Genomic DNA, 19,738 nt, shown 5'->3' on the forward strand with positions numbered 1-19,738 from the left:
CGCTACTTCTTGAGCTCGGCGGTCAGCTTCTCGAGCATCTGCGTGCTCGTGATCTCACCTGAGAATGCCTGCTGAATTGTGGGCGACCATGTGGCGTTTATGACAGACGTCGTACCTGGCAATTGCGGCCAGCTCTTGGCAGTCTTAGCCGCGGTGATGGCCACCTGGTACGCAGGGTCCTTCTTGAACGCTTCGTTCTCAGCCACAGCGGTGGTCACGGGCAACTGCCCTTGCGGCGAGGTGCTCATCTTGAGCATCTGCGCGTCCCCGAGAAGGAACGTCTCCCACTGCCACGCCAACTCCTGCTTCTTGGACGAAGCGAAGATGACGTTCCCGCTCATCGACTGCACAGTCGAGGGATTCGACGGATCCGCAGCGGGCACCGGAATGACGCCAACGTCATCGCCGAACTGTTCCCGCACGGCGGCAAGCGATCCGATGTGATGGATCATCGTGGCGGTCGTACCGGAGAGGAAATTGCTCTGCACCTGCGAGAACGCTGCAGTCTCCGACCCGGGAGGCGCGTACTTCGCGAGCTCGAGGTACTTCTGGTTCACACTGTCGGCGGGCGCCTTGTCGAGGACGACGTCGCCCGCGGAGTTCACGAACTGGGCGCCACCCGCAAGCATCCAAGCCGCCCACTGATCCTGGCCGCCTGCCCCACCGCGCACGTCCATGGCGTAATGGCCGTCGCCGGTCAGCTTGGGTGCATCAGCCAGCATCTCGTCCTGCGTCTTTGGTGGCTCGAGCCCGGCGGCTTTGAAAAGCTTCTTGTTGTAGTACATGTACAGCGCGGTGTTCTGGTGCGGCATCATGTAGATCTCGTCGCTGCCAGGGACCTTCCCGGCGTCCCAGGCGCTCGCTTCAACTTCGCTCTTGTCGTTCCACGCGTCGATACGGTCGTTCAGTGACGCAAGGACACCCGCGTCGACGAACTGGCCGATCCAGGAGTCCTTCATGCGTGCCGCATCGGGCCCGTTTCCACTACTGATCGCGGTCGATAGTTTGTCGAGATACTGGGCAGCGGGAACGACTTGCAGCTTCACCGTGCCGTGATCGCTCTGCGCGTTGAATTCATCGGCCAGCTGCTGCCAGGTGGTGTCCGTGGCGTCGTCCTGCCACAGCCAGTATGTAAGGGTCTGGCCCTTTGTCGAGCCGTTGTCAGTGTCTGCGCTCCCGCCGCCGCCGCTGCATCCGGCGAGAAGGAGAGCCGATGCCGCGAGTGCACCGGTCACGAAGATGGGAACGCGGGTCTTGCCTTGCTTCATTGCAATACCTTTCGGGTGGGTTCTTTCAGGACAGGCGGGTGTTCTCCGCGGATGATGCGTGCTGCTGCTCACGCGAACTGGTCAGTCGCGCACGCACATCGAAGAAGTGCACGTTGAGCTCATGGATGGCGAGAGGCGTGTCGCCTGCTTCGAGCGCGGCGATGATGGTCGCGTGCCGATGCGCTGATGCCGGCAGATCGCTTCCCACCTGCAGAGGCTCGGCTGACTCATCGAGCATGTGCCAGAACGCGGCGACGAGGCCATGGAAGGTGCGGTTGTCGACGTGTGTGTACAAGAGCTGATGGAACTTCGCATCCTCGTGGATAAACGGCAGACCGCGTGCGGCCTTCGACTCCATGCGGTCGACCACGCGACGCAACTCACGGAGAGTCGCCGGTGACATGTTGGCTACCGCAGTAGGGAAGAACGCCGCTTCGAGCACACGACGGACGTCCAGCATCTCAAGCATCAGGTCGATCGATGGCTCCATGAACCGCGTCAGAGCCTCCACAACCGACTGCATGCTGAACTCGCCCAGCGTCCTACGCGCGCCTTGCTTCGAGACGACAAGGCCGAGGGCGCTCAGCGCAGCGAGCGCCTCACGGAGTGCGGGCCTGCTGACCGAGAGATCGTGTACCAGATCCTGCTCCGAAGGCAAGGCCTCACCGGGCAGCAGCTCCAGTTCGCGGAAGTGCTGCACTAGCCTCATCTCTAGTTCAGCGGGCATGAGTTACCTTGGCTTGTCAGACAATAAACACACCCTCCAAGCGGAGGATTTCACTGAGCGTAAGCAACTCGAGGGCTCAGAGGCCAGATTCAACTGACACTTCGAGCCGTATTGTCTGACAAGTGCTCGTTTCCGTACGTTGCCCCAGCGCCTTCGACCGCGTCACACGCGCTACTCTCCGGCTGTCCGCAGGCACCGCCCCGAAGAGCAGCGGCACCCAGACTTCGGAGAATCGCGCCAACACCGGACCATTTCCGCGGAATCATCCGGGCTACGCGCGAGGCTCCGAACCCTGTGAGCGCCGAGTGGCGAGCGACGGCCGACAACGCCGCGCGCGCCCCGGCCGCTCGCCGGTCGACACCGGTCTAACGCGCGACCGCGACCCGCGCGCGCAGCCCCTCGACCAGCAGATCCACACCGAACGCGAAGGCCGAGGCCGAGGCATCCGGCCCGCCCTCCACCGTCACGCCGATGCTGTCGTACTGCAGCCGCTGCTGCTCGTGCGAGACATGGCCGAGCACGAAGTGCAGCAGGGCGGTCGACGCCTGCCGGGTCATCGCCTCGTCGAACCCGCCGCCGGCGATCGCCGCCGCGAGCCGGTCGAGCGCGGCATCCGCTCCCAACCCCATGCTCAGGGTGCTTGAGACCACCTCCGCGCCGTCGCGATAGGCGAGGAGCGCGTCGCGCAGAGCCGAGGCCGACGCGCGTACGTCGGCGGCCCAGTCGCCGCTCACCGCCGACGAAGCGCGCCTCGCGACGATGCGGTCGGCGAGCTCGGCCAGCAGCGCCTGCTTGTTCGGGAAGTGGTGGTACAGCGCGCTCGGCTGCACATCCAGCGCCGCCGCGAGCCGCCGCATCGTGAGGTCGGGGAGCCCGACGTCGTCGAGCAGACGCAGCGCGGTGCGGGCGACATTGTCGCGAGTGTGTCGTCGCGCAGTTTCGCTCGGGGCCATATCCTCACTATAGTGAACGGCGTTCAGGTGAACACCGTTCAGGTAAGGAACCCCATGACCGACACCTCCACCGTCACCCGCGCACGACTGAGCGCCGCCGACATCGCCCGCGTCGCCGTCTTCGCGGCAGTGATCGCCGTGCTCGGCCTGCCCGGCGGCTTCACGATCTTCGGTGCGGTGCCGATCACGGCGCAGACGCTGGGCGTGATGCTCGCCGGCGCGATCCTCGGGCCGTGGCTCGGCGCGTTGTCGATGACGGTGTTCCTCGCGCTCGTGGCGCTCGGACTGCCGCTGCTGTCGGGCGGGCGCGGCGGCATCGCGGTGTTCGTCGGCCCCTCGGCCGGTTACCTCATCGGCTTCGTCGTCGGCGCGTTCGTGATCGGGCTCATCGTGCACGCCGGGAATCGCAAGCCCACGCTGTGGCGCACGGCGACCGGTATGGTCGTCGGCGGCATCCTCGTCGTGTACGCGTTCGGCATCCCGCTGCAGGCGCTGATCACGCGTCTGCCGCTGGGCGAGACGTTCCTCACGAGCCTGGTGTTCATCCCGGGCGATCTCATCAAGGCGGTGCTGGCCACCGCGACTACGCTGACGCTCGTGCGTGCGTACCCGCGGGCGTTCCATCGCACATGGTGATCTCGCTGCGCGACGTGGTCGTGCGCCTCGGAGAGGTCGATGCCCTGCGCGGCGCGACGCTCGACGTCGATGCGCGCACGGTCGCGGTGATCGGCGAGAACGGATCGGGCAAGTCGACTTTCGCCCGGCTGCTCGCGGGTCTTGCGCCGGCGGCATCCGGCTCCGTCCGCGTGCTGGGCCTCGACCCGGCGCGGGATGTCGCCGAGCTGCGCCGCCGCGTGGCGGTCATCTTCAGCAATCCCGACGCCCAGATCGTCATGCCCACCGTGGCCGAGGATGTCGCCTTCTCGCTGCGGCCGCAGCGGGCGCGGGAGAAGTTGTCAAAGGATGCCACGGCTGCCCGGGTCACCGACGCGCTGACCCGCTTCGGCCTGACGGAGCTCGCCGAGCGCCCCGCGCACGATCTCTCGGGCGGCCAGAAGCAGCTGCTCGCCCTGGCCGGGGCGTTCGTACGCGAGCCCGAGCTCGTGATCGCCGACGAGCCCACCGCCTACCTCGACGCCCGCAACGCGCGGCTGGTCGGCGATCATCTGCTCGCCGACACCGGGCACCGGCTCGTGCTCGCCACGCACGACCTCACGCTCGCACGGCGGTGCGACGTGGCGGTGCTGTTCGCCGACGGACGCGTGCGGTCGACGGGCGACCCCGCCGAGGTCGTATCCGAGTACGAGGCGCTGCTGACATGCTGAGCCTCTTTCGCCCGGGCACCAGTCCGCTGCATCGCATGCCCGCCGGCCCCAAGCTCGTGCTGCTGGTCGTGCTGGTGCTCACCGTCTCGCTGCTGCCGACCGCGCCGTGGGGGGCCGCGGTCGCAGCGGCGATCTGCGTCATCGCGTATCTGTTCGGGGGCGGGATGCCGGCGCTGCTGCTTCTCGCGCGGCAGACGTGGGCGCTGAAGTGGGTCATCGCGTTCATGCTGATCGGGCAGCTGATCTTCTTGGGACCGGTGCCCGCCGTGCTCAACACCGTGCGTGTGACGGCAGCGGTGCTGCTGGCAGCACTTCTCGCCGTGACGACGCGGGTGACGGACCTGCTCGACGCACTCGAGCGGGGGCTCGCACCGCTGCGGACCGTTCGCGTCGACCCCGCCCGCGTCGCACTCATGCTCACCGTCACGCTGTCGACGCTCCCGGTGATGGGGCGCATCGCCCACGACGTCCGCGAGGCGCAGCGCGCCCGCGGCGCCCGGCCCGGCGTGCGCACGTTCGCGGTACCGTACCTCGTCATGGCGCTCAAGCATGCGGACGAGCTGGGCGACGCCCTCGCCGCGCGCGGCGTGCGCTGAGCCGCGGCATCCCCTCCCTCCTGCTCACGCAGGGTCGCGGCGTCCCCTCCGTCCTGCTCGCGCAGGGTCGCGGCATCCACCCCGCTCCTGCTCGCGCAGGGTCGCGGCATCCACCCCGCTCCTGCTCGCGCGGGGTCGCGGCATCCCCTCCGTTCATCTCGCAGGAAGTCCTGCGCGAGCCACCCCGACACGCCGTGCAACACGCCCGGGATCGCGAAAACGTCCTGCGAGGTGAACACGCGGGGTCGGGATGCCGCAGCCGCCGACACCGCACCTGTCGCCGTCGCCCTGGCCCCCTGTCCTCCCGCGGTGAGAGTGCACCTGGTCGCCGAGGAGGAGGGAACCACCCTCGCTCTCGTCCACCCGCTGCACCCTCACGGATCGCGGGGCACCGTGATCGGTGCCACGCCCCCACGTCTTGACCACATCGCCCGACGACCTCCTCGCCGCCCCGTGCTACCGTCATACCGACCGGACGGTATCTGCAAGGAGGCAGGATGGACAGGTTCACGGGGCGCACCGCGCTCGTCACGGGCGCGAGCCGCGGCATCGGGTTCGCGATCGCGCAGCGGATCGTCGCCGAGGGCGGGTCGGTCGTCCTCACCGCGCGCAAGCAGGACGAGCTCGACGCGGCCGTCGCCGAACTCGGCCCGAACGCCTCGGCCGTCGCCGGGCACGCCGACGACCCCGAGCACCGCGCCGCCGTCTTCGCCCACATCGCCGAGCGCCACGGCCGCCTCGATCACCTCGTGAACAACGCCGGCATCAACCCCGCCTATGGTCCTCTGCTGACGGTCGACGACGAGCCCGCTCGCAAGATCCTCGAGGTGAACGTGCTGGCCACCCTCGCATGGACCCGCGAGGCCGTCGCCGCGGGCCTGCAGCGCTCGGTCGTGAACCTCGCCTCGATCGCCGGACTCTCGGCCGCCCCGGGCATCGGCCTGTACGGCGTCTCGAAGGGCGCGGTGATCAATCTCACGATCCAGCTCGCGCACGAGCTCGCCCCCGGTCTGCGCGTGAACGCCGTCGCCCCCGCGGTCGTGAAGACCCGCTTCGCCCGCGCCCTGTACGAGGGGCACGAGGACGAGGCGGCATCCGTCTACCCCCTCGGTCGGCTCGGCGAGCCCGACGACGTGGCCGGCCCGGTCGCGTTCCTGCTGTCCGACGACGCCGCCTGGATCACCGGCCAGACCATCGTCATCGACGGCGGCGCGATGCTGCACGGGATCGGCTGAGCGCCCATGGTCAAGGGCACCACCGTCGCCGACGACATCACCCGCGCCGCGGTCGAGCTGTTCGCCGCCAACGGATACGGCGGCACCAGCGTGCAGCAGATCGTCGAGGCGGCGGGCGTCACCAAGGGCGCGCTGTACCACTACTTCGGTTCGAAGGACGACCTGCTGTTCGGCATCTACGAGCGACTGCTGGGCACCCAGCAGGAGCACCTCGACGCCATCGTCGCGGGCGGCGGCGACATCGACGACGTGCTCCGTGCCGCCTGCGTGGACGTCGTCGAGACCACGGTCGCGCAGCTCGACGAGGCGGTGGTGTTCTTCCAGAGCGCGCACCTGCTGAGCCCGGAGCGGCACGACGAGGTGACCCGGCGCCGCCGCACGTACAACGACGCGTTCGGCGCGCTCATCGCGCAGGGGCAGGCCGAGGGCCGCTACCGCACCGACATCCCGCTGCCGGTGCTCATCGCCCACTTCTTCGCCGACGTGCACTATCTCGGCCAGTGGTACTCGCCGACGGGCGCCAGCAGCGCCGACGCGCTCGCGCGGCAGCTCACCGAGCTGTTCCTGGCGGGCATCCGGCGGGTGGATGCCGCGGCACGCCACCCGGCCGGCTGACGGCGCGGCCGCGGCCCGCGGCATCCGCCCCGTCCCCCACCCCCGCGGTGAGAGTGCAGCTGGTGGACGAAGGAGCGGTTGGTTCCCTCTGCCTCGTCCGCCCATTGCACCCTCACGGTCGCGGGGCCGCGGAGCGCAGCCGCTCAGCGCCGCAGCTCGGCCCGTCCCAGCGAGTTCAGGTGCACCTCGTCGGGCCCGTCGGCCAGACGCAGCGTGCGCACCCCGGCCCACAGCGCGGCGAGGGGCGTGTCGCCGGAGACGCCGGCGCCGCCGAACAGCTGGATCGCGCGGTCGAGGATCTGCTGCACGGCCCGCGGCACGGCGATCTTGATCGCCTGGATCTCGGTCATCGCCTGGCGGTTGCCGACGGTGTCCATGAGCCACGCGGTCTTCAGCACGAGCAGCCGCAGCGCCTCGAGCTGGATGCGCGACTCGGCGACCCACTCGCGCACGACGCCCTGCTCGGCGAGCGTCCGGCCGAAAGCGACCCGCTCGTTCGCCCGCCCACGCACGAGCGCCAGCGCCCGCTCGGCCATCCCCAGCGCGCGCATGCAGTGGTGGATGCGCCCTGGCCCGAGACGCGCCTGCGCGATCGCGAAGCCCTCCCCCTCGCCCTTCAGGATGTTCGCCGCCGGCACGCGCGCCCCGTCGAACACGACCTCGGCGTGCCCGCCGTGATCGCGATCGTCGTAGCCGAACACGCTCAGCGGCCGCACCACGTGCACCCCCGGGGTGTCGCGCGGCACGAGGATCATCGATTGCTGCCGGTGCCGGTCGGCGTCGGGGTCGGTCTTGCCCATGACGATGAAGATCTTGGCATCGGGGTTCATCGCCCCGGTCGACCACCACTTGCGGCCGGTGATCACGTAGTGGTCGCCGTCGCGCTGGATGCGCGTGCCGATGTTCGTGGCGTCCGACGAGGCGACATCGGGTTCGGTCATGCAGAACGCCGAGCGGATCTCGCCCGCCAGCAGCGGCTCGAGCCAGTCGCGCTTCTGCGCGGGGGTGCCGAAGTCGTGCAGCACCTCCATGTTGCCGGTGTCGGGGGCGTTGCAGTTGAATGCCGTGGGCGCGAGCTTGGGACTCCACCCCGTGATCTCGGCGATCGGGGCGTACTGCAGCTGCGACAGGCCCGCACCCTCGTCCCCGGGCAGGAACAGGTTCCACAACCCTTGCGCGCGCGCCGCGGCCTGCAGTTCGCGCAGGATCGGCCGGAACGACCACTCGCCGGGTGCATCGGCCAGCTGCTGCTCGAGCACGGGCTCGGCCGGCAGCACGCGCTCGTCGACGAACGCCCGTGCGCGCTCCGTGAACTCGCGCGTGCGCGCGTCGGGTGCGAAATCCATCAGACCCACTCCATCCCTGCCGTGGCGAGCGGTTCGACCAGCTCGCCGATGCGATCGAATCCCGCACCGACGGTCTCGCCGGCGCTATGGCGCAGGTGGATTCCCTCGAGGATCACCGCGAGCTTGTATGCCGCGAACGCGCGATACCAGTGCAGATTCGGGATGCTGCGCCCCGACCGGCGCGCATACGCCTCGACGAGCGCGTCGAACGTCGGGTATCCGGCATCCACGTCCACCGCACTCGGCACGATGCGGCCGGCACCGGGCAGATCGGCGACGTTCCAGTACAGCCCGAGGATGCCGAGGTCGACGAGCGGGTCGCCGAGCGTGGCCATCTCCCAGTCGAGGATCGCCGAGATGCGCGGCGCGTCACCGGTGCCGACGACCAGCGCGTTGTCGAGGCGGTAGTCGCCGTGCACGATGGCGGCGGGGCCCGACGCCGGCACCTGATCGTGCAGCCGCTGCTGCAGGCGATCGAGGGTGGGCGTCTCACGCGAGCGCGACGCGTCGAGCTGCCGTTGCCAGGTCTTCAGCTGCCGGTCGATGTATCCGTCGGGGCGGCCGAAGTCGGCGAGCCCGACCTGTGCAGGATCGACCGCGTGCAGATCGGCGAGGTGCCCGGCCAGGGCCGTGCTCATCGCCTGGATGCCCGCGCGGGTGAACTCGGCGTTCTGCGCGCGGCGCGTGATCGTGCGCCCTGGGGCGCGCTCCATGACGAAGAACGGGGTCCCGGTCACGGCGGCGGTCTCGGTGTCGTCGACGAGGTCGATGGCGACCGGGACCGGGATGCCGCTGCCGGCGAGAGCCGCGATGACGCGGTGCTCGCGGCGCATGTCGTGCGCGCTGGCGAGCACGTGGCCGAGCGGCGGACGGCGCACGATCAGCGGCACCGCGGCGCCATCGACGGCGTAGGTCAGGTTGCTCTTGCCGCCGACGATGACGGACGCCTCCAGCTCACCGCCCGCCAGCTCGGGGTGGGCGCTCTCGAGCCAGGCGCGGAACCCGGCGATGTCGAGACCCGGCGTGGCACCGGCCGCGTCGGCGCCGGGTATCGGCGGCGGGGTGTGTTCGGGCTGCGGCATCCTGACCTCCTCGTCGTGACGATGCTCACTCCATCATACCGACCGGACGGTATGTTCTGCACCCAAGGACGATCGACGGGATGCCGCGGGCCCGGCCGCCGCGTTCGACGACGGTCGTGCGCCCGACGCCGTTCCGCCCGTAGGCTGACCGCATGATCGTCATCGCAACGCTCGTCGTGGCCCTCGCCGCGGTGCTGCACGTGCTGATCTTCGTCCTCGAGAGCGTGCTGTGGTCGAAGCCCGGTGTGTGGACACGGTTCGGCCTCACCGATCAATCCGCCGCCGACACGACGAAGCCCATGGCGTACAACCAGGGCTTCTACAACCTGTTCCTCGGGCTCGGCGCGATCGTCGGGCTCATCCTCTACGGCGTCGGCCAGCAGACCGTCGGGCTGACCCTCGTGTACTTCACGCTGAGCTGCATGGTGCTCGCCGCCGTGGTCCTGACGACCACCGGAAGGAAGTACCTCAGCGCGGCGCTCGTGCAGGGCATCCTGCCCCTGCTCGGGATCGTGCTGCTGGCTGTGAGCGACCCGCCCGCCGTGTAGGCGGCCGCGAGGCCGTTCATCTCGCAGGATGAATCGGGCCCGCCCCCTCGACACGCCGCGCGAAGCGCCCGGGATCGCAGAAGCATCCTGCGAGCCGCACACGCGGGAGGGGTGGATGCCGCGCGGCTCAGCGCTCGTTGCCGCGCTTGTAATTGCCGGTGGCGCGCTGCAGGGCGGCCTGGTCGGTCGCGTCGTCGACGCCGAGCCGGGCGATCAGGCGCGCCGCGGCAGATCCGCGGACGACGGTGACCAGGCGGCCGGCGCGCGAGATGAGCACCTCGCCCGATTTGGTCACCCGATACGCGAACGGCTCATACTCCGGCATCCCACCCCTCCCTTCTCCTCCGCTCCTCCGGCAGATTCACATGAGTCTGTCTTGTGCACACCAAACCGTCGGCCAGTTTCGTGTGCACGAGACAGTTCCACGTGAATTCGGCGGGATGGATGGGCCGTGGGTCGGCACTCGTCGGCCCCTCAGCGCTCGTCGGGGCGCTGCGGGCGCCACACGACGATGTCGGTCGAGCGGCGGATGCGGCGGCCATGCCGCAGCGGCACGACCGAACCGGTCGACCCCGCGGCGAACACCCGCGCACCGGGGCGGTTCTCGACCTCGACGCGCACGCGCTCCTCGAGCACCTGCACGCGCATGTGCAGCTCGCGCACGTGCTCCTCGAGCTCGAGGATGCGCACGATGGCCGGCAGGCTCATGCCCGCGGCCGACATCTTCGACACCTCACGCAGCTGCGCGACGTGCCGCAGCGAGTAGCGTCGTGACCCGCCCTTGGTGCGGGCGGGCACGACGAGCCCCATGCGGTCGTACTGCCGCAGAGTCTGGGGGTGCATTCCGGACAGCTCGGCGGCCGCCGCGATCGCGAAGATCGGGGCGTTCTCGTCGGGTTTGTACTCGGGCATCCGGATTCACCTCCTCGCTACTCTAGGAACTTCTCCGCGGGTGCCGGCGTTCCGACGCGCTCCGCTCGCGGAGCGGCCGGGATGCCGGTCCCGTTCGTTCACCGGCCGGCGCCGGCCTTGGCCATCAGCTCGGCCCGCGGATTCTCCTTGGGCTCGAGGTCGTGGAAGCGCTCGAGCGCCTCGCGCGCCGCGTCGTCGAGGTGCGACGGCACGGCCACCTGCACCTCGGCGAGCAGGTCGCCGGTGCCCTTCTTGCTCTCCACGCCGCGGCCCTTCACGCGCAGCACGCGCCCCGACGGTGTGCCGGGTGCGACACGCAGCCGCACCGGATCGCCGCCGAGCGTCGGCACCTCGATGGTCGCGCCCAGCGTCGCCTCGGTGAACGTCACGGGGACGGTCACGCGCAGGTTCAGCCCGTCGCGGGTGAACACGGGATGCGGCCGCACCGTGATGGTCACGACGATGTCACCGCTCTCGCCGCCGTCGGGTGAGGGATGCCCCCGCCCGCGCAGCCGGATCTTCTGACCGTTCGACACCCCGGCCGGGATCTTCACCTTGAACGGCTTGCCGTTCTCGCCCGACAGGGTGATCGTCTCGCCCTTGACGGCCGTGATGAAGTCCAGCGTGGTGTGCGCCGTGACGTCCTGCCCCTTCTGCGGCCCGCCGAACCCGCGGTATCCGCCGGTCGAGTCACCGAACCGGCCGGAGCCGAAGCCGCCGCCCTGCTGGCCGAACATCGAGAAGATGTCCTCGAAGTTGCCGTTCGTCTGGAAGCGCGTCCCCCCGCCGCGGCCCTGGCCGAACATGCCGCCGAAGACGTCGTCGAAGCCGCCGGCGCCCTGGCCGCCCGCCGTGAAGCGCGCGCCCGAGCCCATTGCGCGGATCTGGTCGTACTCGGCCCGCTGCTCCTTGTCGGAGAGCACCGAGTACGCCTCGCTGATCTCCTTGAACTTCGCCTCAGCGGCGGCATCGCCCGGGTTCGAATCCGGATGGTACTTGCGCGCGAGCTTGCGATAGGTCTTCTTCAGGTCGGCGTCGGTGACGTCCTTGGACACGCCGAGCGTCTTGTAGAAGTCCTTGTCGAACCAGTCCTGACTGGCCATGGATGCTCCTTCTCGCGGTCAATCCGCCGGAACGGCGACGACCACCTTCGCGGGGCGGAGCTCCACATCGCCCAGCCGGTAACCGGTCTCGACGACCTCGAGGATCGTCGCCTCTGCCACGCCCGGCGTCGGCTGCTGGAAGACGGCCTCGTGCTGCTGCGGGTCGAAGGCGTCGCCGGCGGCGCCGTACGAGACCACGCCCAGCTTCTCCACGACGCCGCGCAGCTTCTCGGCGATCAGCGCGAAGGCGCTGCCCGCTTCGAGGTCGCCGTGCTTCTCGGCACGGTCGAGGTCGTCGAGCACGGGCAGCAGGCCCTTGGCGACCTCACCCTTGGCCCGGTCGATCTCGACCTGGCGCTGCTCCTCGGTGCGGCGACGGTAGTTCGCGTACTCCGCCTGCAGGCGCTTGAGGTCGCTCAGCAGCGTCGACTCGAGGTCGGCCAGCTTGGCATCCTCCGCCGCGGCGTCGGGATTCTGCGCGGTGCCGAGGATGTCGTCGACGGTCAGTTCGTCGTCGCCGCCCTCGGCGCTCTCCGCGCCCGTCGGGTTGTCGGCCGCGTCCTGCGGCTCGGGGCCGGATGCCGCAGCATCCGACCCCTCGCCGTCCGGACGGACCTCGTCGTTGTCGTCGAAGCCCTTGTCGGTCATGTTCCCTACTTCTTCTCGTCCTCGTCGTCGACGACCTCGGCGTCGACCACGTCCTCCTCGGGGTTCGGCACGTCGCCGTTGCCCGGGTCGGCGACGTTCGGGTCACCCTGGGCGCCTTCGGCCTGCGCGGCCTGGTAGATCGCCTCGCCCAGCTTCTGCTGGCTCTCGTTGAGCTTGTCGAAGGCGGACTTCACCGCGTCGTCGTCCTCGCCGGCCAGAGCCGTCTTCAGGGCGTCGACATCGGCCTGCACGCTGTCCTTGACGTCGGACGGCAGCTTCTCGTCGTTCTCCTTGATGAGCTTCTCGATCGAGTAGGCGAGCGACTCGGCCTGGTTGCGCGTGTCGGCGGCCTCACGGCGCTTCTTGTCGTCGGCCGCGTTCTCCTCGGCCTCGCGCACCATGCGGTCGATGTCCTCCTTGGGCAGCGACGAGCCGCCGGTGATGGTCATCGACTGCTCCTTGCCGGTGCCCTTGTCCTTGGCGGACACGTGCACGATGCCGTTGGCGTCGATGTCGAAGGTCACCTCGACCTGCGGGATGCCGCGCGGCGCCGGCGCGATGCCGGTCAGCTCGAAGGTGCCCAGCGGCTTGTTGTCGCGGGTGAACTCGCGCTCGCCCTGGAACACCTGGATCGCGACCGACGGCTGGTTGTCGTCGGCGGTCGTGAACGTCTCGCTGCGCTTGGTCGGGATGGCCGTGTTGCGCTCGATGAGCTTGGTCATGATGCCGCCCTTGGTCTCGATGCCGAGGCTCAGGGGGGTGACGTCGATCAGAAGGACGTCCTTGCGCTCGCCCTTGAGGACACCGGCCTGCAGGGCAGCGCCCACGGCCACGACCTCGTCGGGGTTCACGCCCTTGTTGGCGTCCTTGCCGGTCTCGCTCTTGACGAGCTCGGCGACGGCGGGCATACGCGTCGATCCGCCCACGAGCACGACGTGGTCGATGTCGGCGACCTTGATGCCGGCCTCGCGGATGACGTCGGTGAACGGCTTCTTCGTGCGGTCGAGCAGGTCCTTGGTGAGGTCCTCGAACTTGGCGCGCGAGAGGGTCTCCTGCAGGTTCGCCGGGCCCGACTCGGTCAGCGAGAGGTACGGCAGCGAGATGCTGGTCGAGGTCGAGCTCGAGAGCTCCTTCTTCGCCTGCTCCGCGGCCTCCTTCAGACGCTGCAGGGCGATCTTGTCACCCGAGACGTCGACGCCGGTCGTGTTCTTGAACTGCGTGATCAGCCACTCGACGACCCGCTGGTCCCAGTCGTCGCCGCCGAGGCGGTTGTCGCCCGCGGTCGCGCGCACCTGGATGGTGGAGAAGTCGTCGTCCTTGCCCACCTCGAGCAGGGACACGTCGAACGTGCCGCCACCGAGGTCGAAGACCAGGATGAGCTCGTCTTCCTTGCCCTTGTCGAGGCCGTACGCGAGGGCCGCAGCGGTCGGCTCGTTGATGATGCGCAGGACGTTCAGGCCCGCGATCTCGCCGGCCTCCTTCGTCGCCTGACGCTCGGCGTCGTTGAAGTACGCCGGAACCGTGATGACGGCATCCGTCACCGTGTCGCCCAGGTACTCCTCGGCGTCGCGCTTCAGCTTCTGCAGGATGCGCGCCGAGATCTCCTGCGGCGTGTAGGCCTTGCCGTCGATCTCCTGGGTCTTCCAATCGGTGCCCATGTGACGCTTGACGGAGGTGATGGTGCGATCGACGTTCGTCACGGCCTGGCGCTTGGCGGTCTCACCGACCAGCACCTCGCCGTCCTTCGTGAACGCGACCACCGACGGGGTCGTGCGGAACCCCTCGGCGTTGGCGATGACCTTCGGCTCGCCGCCCTCGAGGACGGACACGACCGAGTTGGTCGTACCGAGGTCGATACCCACTGCACGTGCCATGTGTTTCTCTTCCTTTCCGGGGGTCATGGCTGCTGCCACGGCCCGGGTTGACGTTGATAAAAGCCTTCTCGCGGCCCGATGTTGAGCCGCGATGACTCAAGTGTAGGACGATGTGCGGCCGCTGTCAATAAAGTTGATAACCACCGGCTCAACTTTGGCATTCCCGCGGCCCGCGGCCCGCAGCCCGCAGCCCGCGATCAGCGCTGCCCGCGCGGACGGAACGACGCGAGCCAGTCCGTGCCGAGCTGTGCCGGCACCGAGCCGACGGCGAGGTCGGCGTCGAAGAGCCGCGCCGGCACACGCCCGGTCGCGAGTTCGGCCCGCGCCGTCGGCATGAGCCAGTACAGCTGCAGCGCCATCATCACGAGAAGGGGATCGAGGTCGAGGGCGGGCAGTTCGACGTCGATCGTGTCGCGGCGGCGCGCGAACGGGTGCCGCCAGTGCTCGACGTACGACGCGGCGCCTGATTTCACCTCGATGCGCGCGACCATGAGGCCGCCGGTCGCCTGGGTCCAGCGGAGGGCCGCGATGTCATCCCACGCGACCTCGGCGTCGATGCGGAACGACGTCGCACGCACGCCGTTGCGCGTCAGCACGGCGCGTCGGACGTGCCCGATCGACAGGAGGTGATCGATCACGACGGCCAGCAGCAGCACGGCGACGATGATCCAGAACACGCGCCACGCGGCATCCACCGCCACGGCGATGATGCACGCGCCGACGAGCCAGACGACCGCTGTGGCGAGCGTCCACCCGGCGAAGCGCCGACTGCCGGGGACCTCGACCTCCGTCGTCGAGGCGCGCACCGACACGGGATCACGGCGCGGACGGTAGAGCACGAGTATGAAGAGGTCCGCGACGACGATCCAGAACATGCCGGCGACGGCGGCGACCACCAGCGCCCATCGCCGCGCTTCCGCGTCCGCGCCCACCGCGAGATCGACGGCCCCCACCGTGAGGAACGCGGCGAACACGGCGACGATCCCGCACATGATCCACCAGGCCGCCCGCGGGAGCAGCATCTCCACCGCGGCGCTCGGCATCGTGCGAGCGCGGCGCGAGAGGGGCGCCTCAGCCGAAGACGGCATGCCACGCCCCGCTGGCCAGGTCGCCGATCGCCTCGCCGGTGTCGGCGAGCTCGTCCCAGCCCGCCTTCAGCGTGTCCCCGACGCCGGCTGCCGCGTCTTCAAACAGGTGATCGATCGCACCGGAGGTGAAGATCCCGACGGCACCGCCGACAACGGCACCCACCACCGCACCGGCGATGGTACCGGCGGGTGGCGCGATGAAGCTGCCGACGATGGCGCCGGCACCGGCACCGGCCGCCAACCCGGCGACGAAACCGCCGCCGTTCGACACGACCGCCTGCGTTGCGGACTCGCCGTGCTGCATGTCGTCATAGATGCCGTAGGCCGTGCCGGCGATGCCCAGCACGAGAAGTCCACGGCTGAGCTTCGAACCCACCTTGAGTCCGGTCTCGAGCATGGAAGCACTGTCGGCGACGACGCTCTTGGCCTTGGCGGCGTCGTCCATGAAGGCGTACACGTCCTCCTTCGGCAGGACGACCCGACCGTCTTTGACGGCATCGGCGAGATTCTTCTGCGCGGTGGTCAAGCGATCCTGGTTGATGAGCATCGTGCCTTTGAGCTGGTACGCCGAGTTCGCGAGCGCCCCGCCCGACACCCCCGCGGTGATGAGCGAGGTCGTCACGCTCGCGAGGTTTCCGGCCGCCGAGTTCCAGGTGGCCGCAAAGTCTTCCAGCGCCTGCTGCCACTGCTCGTTCGCCTCATCGACGGCATCGACCAGGCCGTTCCACACGTCGACCTTGGCGTTGTAGGCATCGAGGGCGTCCTGCGCGGCATCCGCCTCTTCGCTCGTCGCGTCGGCCGGCAGCTGCGTGTTCGGCGCCTCGCCCGGGCCGTGGATCTGCGTTCCGGCTACCGTCAGCCCGCCGTCGACAGCCGTGGCGCGGGCATCGGTCATGCTGCTCTGCGCGTCGGAGAGCGCGGTGCCCAGCGTCTTGACCGATCCGGCGAGGTCGGCGACATCCTCGCGATACGTGTCGACTGCCTTCTTGGCGGTCTGCGTCGTCGTCCCGAACGCACCGGCCGCAGTGCCGGTCCAGCCGTTCAGGGTCTTCGTCCGCGCCGACGAGATATCCGTGGCCAGCGTGTCGGCGTGGCCGGCGACGGTGTTGCTCAGAAAGATGCCGACGTCCCCGATGGCGTCCGGCGAGCCGTCGATGCGGGTCTCCAGAACCTGGCCCATCAGCCCTCCGCCTTCAACTGCGCGATCGCCGCCTTCGCGCGAGCATCGTAGTCCGCGATGTCGCCGGCGCCCTCTTCGGCGGCGTCGGCGATCGTGTCGACTTCGAACACCAGACGCAGCGCGACCTCGGTCACCGTCGACAGCGCGCTCTCGAGCAGAGGCGCCGCCAGCCCCGTGTCCGAGGCATCCGGGTTCTTGCGCGACACCGCCGCGTCGAAGTCCTCGGTCGCGGTACGCAGGGATCGGATGCCGCCGGCGAGCGCCTGGGCATCGACGGCGACGGACCCGCTCACGAGACGACCCCGCCGCGCTCAGCGGCCTCGGCGCGGGCGCGATCGCCTTCGGCGCCGTTGCGGAACTCGACCGGAACGTCGATGTCGAGCAGTACCGTGTCGAACCGGTCGACCTCCCAGATCGGCTGCAGCTGCGCGGTCGGCATCACGATCCAAGGCTGCTCCGCGCCCATGCCGGCATGCAGCCGGTCCAGTGCCGAATACGCGAGGAGGGCAGAGCGCCCGTCCTTCGTGCGTCGGTACTCGAGCTGGGCATCGGCGGGGTCCGCCACCCCACGGACGATCGGCAGATACAGCACCGGCGGATAATCGGACGGAAATCCGCCGGCAGCAGCGGGTCTCCGTGACGATCGGGCGGACTCTTCAGGCATGCGGATCACCGTTTCCGGATGGGATCGGAGGATGAAGACACCCTACCGAGTGCTCCTGAGAGCACGCACGAGACGACGCGGATCCGACCGGATCCTGGCATCCCGTCTCGTCCTTCCCGTAGCCTGAGCTTCGTGACCGGCCACGACGCCCCCGACCCCGACCCGCGCTTCTCGACCGCCGCGATGGCCGTCGGCCCCGACAGCACGCCCGTCCCCCGGAGACGCGTCTTCTCGTGGGCCCTGTGGGACTGGGGCTCCGCCGCGTTCAACGCCGTCGCGACGACCTTCGTGTTCACCGTCTACCTGACGAGCTCGTCGTTCGGCGACAACACGGCGTCGTCCCAGGCACTGTCCACGGCCCTCACGATCGCCGGTCTCATCGTGCTCGTGATCGCCCCGGTGACCGGGCAGCGCACCGACGCGTCGGCGCACCGCAAGCTGTGGCTCGCCGTCAACACCGCGGTGGTCGTGGTGATGCTCGGGCTGATGGTGTTCGTACGCGCCGATCCCGCATTCCTGTGGTTCGGTCTCGTGCTGCTCGGCGTCGGCACGGTGTTCTTCGAGCTCGCCGGCGTGAACTACAACGCGATGCTCGCGCAGGTGTCGACACCCGCGACGGTCGGCAAGGTGTCGGGCTTCGGCTGGGGCATGGGCTACCTCGGGGGCATCGTCCTGCTGCTGATCGTGTACTTCGGCTTCATCCACCCCGACGTCGGCCTGTTCGGGGTCACCGGCACCGACGGCCTCGACGTGCGCATCTCGATGCTCGTGGCCGCCGCCTGGTTCGCGGTGTTCGCGATCCCCGTGCTCATCGCCGTGCCCGAGAACAAGCCCGCTCCCGGCCGCGCGCGGGTCGGCATCCTCCACTCCTACGCCGTGCTGTTCCGCGACATCGCGAGCCTGTGGCGCGACAGCCGGCACACCGTGTACTTCCTGCTGGCGTCGGCAATCTTCCGAGATGGGCTGACCGGCGTGTTCACGTTCGGCGGGGTGCTCGCCGCCGGCACGTTCGGGTTCAGCGCCGGCGAGGTCATCATCTTCGCCATCGCCGCCAACGTCGTCGCCGGCATCGCCACGATGTCCAGCGGCAGCCTCGACGATCGATTCGGCCCCAAGCCCCTCATCGTCATCTCGCTCATCGGCCTCGTCGTCAGCGGCAGCCTCGTCTTCTTCCTGCACGCGGGCGGCCCCACGATGTTCTGGATCTTCGGGCTGATCCTGTGCCTGTTCGTCGGCCCGGCGCAGTCCGCGTCGCGCACGTTCCTCGCACGCCTGATCCCCCCGGGACGCGAGGGCGAGGTCTTCGGCCTCTACGCGACCACCGGCCGCGCCGCGACGTTCATCGCGCCGGCCATGTTCGGCTTGTTCGTCACGATCGGCGGGGCCCAGTACTGGGGCATCCTCGGCATCGTGCTCGTGCTGCTGGTCGGACTGATCCTGCTGCTCCCCGTGCACTCCCGACAGGAGCAGCTGCGCCACCGCGACTGATCGCGAGCACGTGCGACTCCGAGCCGGCTCAGCGCAACCGCGCCAGCATGCGGGCCGTCTCGTAACGCGTGCGCCCGAGCGGAGTACGCGGGTCGTATCCGAGCTGGCGGGTGAGCGATTCGTGCCGTGACTGCATGCTGCTGTGGTGCATCGAGAGGGCGGATGCCGCGGCCCGAACACTCTCCGCCGCGACGAGCTCGTCGAGCAGATCGAGGGTGCGTGTGTCCAGCGCGAGCAGCGCAACGACGTCAGGATGCGGCTCGTCGGACGGCGAGACGGCGCGCGCCAGCAGGATCAGCGCGCCCAGGTCCGCGGCATCCACCACCGGATGACGACGGTCGGCGAGCCGCAGCGCGATCCGGGCGTCCCGCCATGCCGCGGGGAGTTCGTCGGGGCCCGCTGCGACCGCATGGCCGACGGGCCCTGCGGTGGGGAGATCGTGCTCGGCCGCGACGAGGCCGGCACGCACGAGGCCGTGCTCCGTGGCCAGCACGGCCGTCGCCCCGCCCGCGACATCCGTCTCACCCGATCGCGCGATCACGCGCAACCGCTGCGCCCCGTCGAGGCGAAGGCGCGCAAGCGCCGTCGCACGCTCCGCCGGGCTCCGCGCCTCGTCGAGCACGACTTCCACGGATCCCGCGGGCGCACGCCGGTCGCCGGAGACGATGACCACCGCGAGCTCGAGACGATCCAGGACCATTGCGTCGTTCGCGTGCGGAGCACCGGTGCGCTCTATCCAGACGCGGTGCTCCTCGCCGCCGGCCGACGGCCACGCGGTCGCGTCTGCGCCGGCGAAGCCCTGATCATCCGCCGCGTCAGCGACCGGCATCCGTCGCCCCTGCGGGTCGATCCGAATCGTCCGGCCGTGCACGAGCGCCCCGGCGGGCACGCCCGCCAGCACCGCGGCGGCACGGACGAGGGCCTCGACGCCGACGCCGTTCGCGACGAGCGCGTCGAAGTACGCGATGACCTTGAGCGACTCGCTCGCGTCGGGATCGAGAGCGGTCAGGCGGCCGGCGAGTTCCTGCATATGGGCTCCTGTCGGCCCATCCTAGGCGGCCGGCCTCCGCTGCGCGACGGCCGGCC

22 protein-coding genes are annotated in these 19,738 nt (G+C 69.6%); 7 read left to right on the forward strand and 15 right to left on the reverse strand.

Annotation, left to right across the window (positions count from 1 at the left end; translation table 11 throughout):
- Window positions 1–2: 2 nt before the first annotated feature.
- From ABMQ42_RS11450 to ABMQ42_RS11460, 3 genes are all read right to left on the reverse strand, one after another.
- On the reverse strand, window positions 3–1,268 hold the full coding sequence (locus ABMQ42_RS11450; RefSeq protein ID WP_349723118.1) for an ABC transporter substrate-binding protein: 1,266 nt from the start codon (window positions 1,266–1,268) through the stop codon (window positions 3–5).
- A 25-nt stretch (window positions 1,269–1,293) separates the two neighbouring features.
- Window positions 1,294–1,995 (reverse strand): FadR/GntR family transcriptional regulator, encoded by a 702-nt coding sequence (locus tag ABMQ42_RS11455; protein ID WP_349723119.1) that lies wholly within the window; start codon window positions 1,993–1,995, stop codon window positions 1,294–1,296.
- A gap of 365 nt (window positions 1,996–2,360) precedes the next feature.
- Window positions 2,361–2,948, reverse strand: coding sequence for a TetR/AcrR family transcriptional regulator C-terminal domain-containing protein (locus ABMQ42_RS11460; RefSeq protein ID WP_349723120.1), 588 nt, complete (start codon window positions 2,946–2,948; stop codon window positions 2,361–2,363).
- Window positions 2,949–3,002: 54 nt separating this feature from the next.
- Here ABMQ42_RS11460 and ABMQ42_RS11465 point away from each other — a divergent pair, with 54 nt between their 5' ends.
- The 5 genes from ABMQ42_RS11465 to ABMQ42_RS11485 all read left to right on the forward strand — a co-directional run bounded on the left by ABMQ42_RS11465 (window position 3,003) and on the right by ABMQ42_RS11485 (window position 6,719).
- Window positions 3,003–3,584: a biotin transporter BioY gene (locus tag ABMQ42_RS11465; protein ID WP_349723121.1), complete on the forward strand. Its 582-nt coding sequence runs from the start codon at window positions 3,003–3,005 to the stop codon at window positions 3,582–3,584.
- Window positions 3,578–4,273 carry an energy-coupling factor ABC transporter ATP-binding protein gene (locus tag ABMQ42_RS11470; RefSeq protein ID WP_349723122.1) on the forward strand — a complete coding sequence of 232 codons (696 nt, stop codon included), beginning with the start codon at window positions 3,578–3,580 and terminating at the stop codon, window positions 4,271–4,273. The genes ABMQ42_RS11465 and ABMQ42_RS11470 overlap by 7 nt, the downstream gene beginning before the upstream one ends.
- The gene (locus ABMQ42_RS11475) at window positions 4,267–4,869 is read left to right on the forward strand and encodes a CbiQ family ECF transporter T component (RefSeq protein ID WP_349723123.1); all 603 of its coding nucleotides are present in this window, start codon (window positions 4,267–4,269) and stop codon (window positions 4,867–4,869) included. The genes ABMQ42_RS11470 and ABMQ42_RS11475 overlap by 7 nt, the downstream gene beginning before the upstream one ends.
- A 497-nt stretch (window positions 4,870–5,366) precedes the next feature.
- Entirely contained in the window at window positions 5,367–6,104 is a 738-nt protein-coding gene (locus ABMQ42_RS11480; protein ID WP_349723124.1) for an SDR family oxidoreductase, read from the forward strand.
- A 6-nt stretch (window positions 6,105–6,110) separates the two neighbouring features.
- Window positions 6,111–6,719 carry a TetR/AcrR family transcriptional regulator gene (locus ABMQ42_RS11485; RefSeq protein WP_349723125.1) on the forward strand — a complete coding sequence of 203 codons (609 nt, stop codon included), beginning with the start codon at window positions 6,111–6,113 and terminating at the stop codon, window positions 6,717–6,719.
- A gap of 143 nt (window positions 6,720–6,862) precedes the next feature.
- On the opposite strand, the gene ABMQ42_RS11490 is transcribed toward ABMQ42_RS11485, so the two are convergent.
- On the reverse strand, window positions 6,863–8,065 hold the full coding sequence (locus ABMQ42_RS11490; RefSeq protein WP_349723126.1) for an acyl-CoA dehydrogenase family protein: 1,203 nt from the start codon (window positions 8,063–8,065) through the stop codon (window positions 6,863–6,865).
- Window positions 8,065–9,147, reverse strand: coding sequence for a phosphotransferase family protein (locus ABMQ42_RS11495; protein WP_349723127.1), 1,083 nt, complete (start codon window positions 9,145–9,147; stop codon window positions 8,065–8,067). The genes ABMQ42_RS11490 and ABMQ42_RS11495 overlap by 1 nt, the downstream gene beginning before the upstream one ends.
- A gap of 152 nt (window positions 9,148–9,299) precedes the next feature.
- Between ABMQ42_RS11495 and ABMQ42_RS11500 the strand changes: the two genes are divergently transcribed.
- Entirely contained in the window at window positions 9,300–9,695 is a 396-nt protein-coding gene (locus ABMQ42_RS11500; protein ID WP_349723128.1) for a DUF1304 domain-containing protein, read from the forward strand.
- A 127-nt stretch (window positions 9,696–9,822) separates the two neighbouring features.
- Here the strand turns inward: ABMQ42_RS11500 and ABMQ42_RS11505 are convergent, their stop codons facing one another.
- The 9 genes from ABMQ42_RS11505 to ABMQ42_RS11545 form a co-directional block, all read right to left on the reverse strand.
- Window positions 9,823–10,020 carry a hypothetical protein gene (locus tag ABMQ42_RS11505; RefSeq protein ID WP_349723129.1) on the reverse strand — a complete coding sequence of 66 codons (198 nt, stop codon included), beginning with the start codon at window positions 10,018–10,020 and terminating at the stop codon, window positions 9,823–9,825.
- Between the two features lie 149 nt (window positions 10,021–10,169).
- Window positions 10,170–10,607 (reverse strand): heat shock protein transcriptional repressor HspR, encoded by a 438-nt coding sequence (locus ABMQ42_RS11510; protein WP_349723130.1) that lies wholly within the window; start codon window positions 10,605–10,607, stop codon window positions 10,170–10,172.
- Window positions 10,608–10,705: 98 nt separating this feature from the next.
- Complete coding sequence (locus tag ABMQ42_RS11515) at window positions 10,706–11,710, reverse strand: DnaJ C-terminal domain-containing protein (RefSeq protein WP_349723131.1); 1,005 nt, start codon at window positions 11,708–11,710, stop codon at window positions 10,706–10,708.
- An 18-nt stretch (window positions 11,711–11,728) separates the two neighbouring features.
- Entirely contained in the window at window positions 11,729–12,358 is a 630-nt protein-coding gene (locus tag ABMQ42_RS11520) for a nucleotide exchange factor GrpE (protein ID WP_349723132.1), read from the reverse strand.
- Window positions 12,359–12,363: 5 nt separating this feature from the next.
- Entirely contained in the window at window positions 12,364–14,232 is a 1,869-nt protein-coding gene (gene dnaK, locus ABMQ42_RS11525; protein ID WP_349723133.1) for a molecular chaperone DnaK, read from the reverse strand.
- 197 nt (window positions 14,233–14,429) lie between these two features.
- Window positions 14,430–15,320, reverse strand: a complete 891-nt coding sequence (locus ABMQ42_RS11530) for a hypothetical protein (RefSeq protein ID WP_349723134.1) — start codon at window positions 15,318–15,320, stop codon at window positions 14,430–14,432.
- The gene (locus tag ABMQ42_RS11535) at window positions 15,304–16,500 is read right to left on the reverse strand and encodes a hypothetical protein (protein WP_349723135.1); all 1,197 of its coding nucleotides are present in this window, start codon (window positions 16,498–16,500) and stop codon (window positions 15,304–15,306) included. Before ABMQ42_RS11535 ends, ABMQ42_RS11530 begins: the two co-directional genes overlap by 17 nt.
- Entirely contained in the window at window positions 16,500–16,793 is a 294-nt protein-coding gene (locus ABMQ42_RS11540) for a hypothetical protein (protein ID WP_349723136.1), read from the reverse strand. The genes ABMQ42_RS11535 and ABMQ42_RS11540 overlap by 1 nt, the downstream gene beginning before the upstream one ends.
- Window positions 16,790–17,164, reverse strand: coding sequence for an SAV_915 family protein (locus ABMQ42_RS11545; protein WP_349723137.1), 375 nt, complete (start codon window positions 17,162–17,164; stop codon window positions 16,790–16,792). The genes ABMQ42_RS11540 and ABMQ42_RS11545 overlap by 4 nt, the downstream gene beginning before the upstream one ends.
- A 183-nt stretch (window positions 17,165–17,347) precedes the next feature.
- Between ABMQ42_RS11545 and ABMQ42_RS11550 the strand changes: the two genes are divergently transcribed.
- Window positions 17,348–18,652, forward strand: a complete 1,305-nt coding sequence (locus tag ABMQ42_RS11550) for an MFS transporter (RefSeq protein WP_349723174.1) — start codon at window positions 17,348–17,350, stop codon at window positions 18,650–18,652.
- A 28-nt stretch (window positions 18,653–18,680) separates the two neighbouring features.
- Here ABMQ42_RS11550 and ABMQ42_RS11555 read toward each other — a convergent pair whose 3' ends face one another.
- Window positions 18,681–19,682: a hypothetical protein gene (locus tag ABMQ42_RS11555; protein WP_349723138.1), complete on the reverse strand. Its 1,002-nt coding sequence runs from the start codon at window positions 19,680–19,682 to the stop codon at window positions 18,681–18,683.
- Between the last annotated feature and the right edge of the window lie 56 nt (window positions 19,683–19,738).

This window comes from Microbacterium sp. KR10-403 (assembly GCF_040196215.1).
Lineage (GTDB): Bacteria > Actinomycetota > Actinomycetes > Actinomycetales > Microbacteriaceae > Microbacterium.